Here is a 577-nt window from a genome sequence, read left to right as displayed (position 1 = left end):
CCGCGGACTCCGCCCCCAACGCCATCGACCAGACCCAGTACACCAGCGCCGGCCACGGGCAGGCGGGGGCGTTCCCGGGTTCCGGCACCACCGGCCCGGGCTACACCGCCACCAGCGGCGGCTGCAACAACTGCCACTCCGCCGGGGCGCAGCATGCGCCGACCAAGAGCGGCACCGACCCGTACCGCTTGGGCGCCTACGCGACCGACACCAACGGCCTGTGCGACACCTGCCACGGGGTGGGCGGCAGCGCCACGGTGATCGACATCGTCAGCCACACCCGGGCGACCACCGGCTCCTCGAAGACCTGGCCGGGCAACTACAACTACAAGTGCGTGGACTGCCACGACCCCCACGGGGACGGCAACCACTACATGGTGCGCAGCGCCGTGAACAATCCCACTGGGGTGGCCGATACCACCATGGGCAGCAACGGCTACGGCACGCCCAGGGACACAACCCTGTCGAACATCACCTTCACCAGCCAGGCGGGCTACGCCGCCAACAGCTACGCCATCTCCGGCGGCGCCAGCGACGGCATCTGCGAGGTGTGCCACACCCAGACCAGCGTCTTCAC

The 577-nt window shown here is 69.8% G+C and carries 2 protein-coding genes; one reads left to right on the top strand and one right to left on the bottom strand.

The window, feature by feature from the left end; translation table 11 throughout:
• A partial coding sequence (locus tag P1S59_14675) for a hypothetical protein (protein MDF1527465.1) occupies nt 1-347 on the bottom strand: 347 nt, incomplete at its 3' end.
• Nucleotides 348-389: 42 nt separating this feature from the next.
• Between P1S59_14675 and P1S59_14670 the strand changes: the two genes are divergently transcribed.
• Nucleotides 390-577 (top strand): hypothetical protein (locus tag P1S59_14670; GenBank protein ID MDF1527464.1); only part of this gene is annotated, 188 nt, incomplete at its 3' end.

The organism is bacterium (assembly GCA_029210965.1).
Lineage (GTDB): Bacteria > BMS3Abin14 > BMS3Abin14 > BMS3Abin14 > BMS3Abin14 > JALHUC01.
This window is presented reverse-complemented; position numbering and strand designations above follow the sequence as displayed.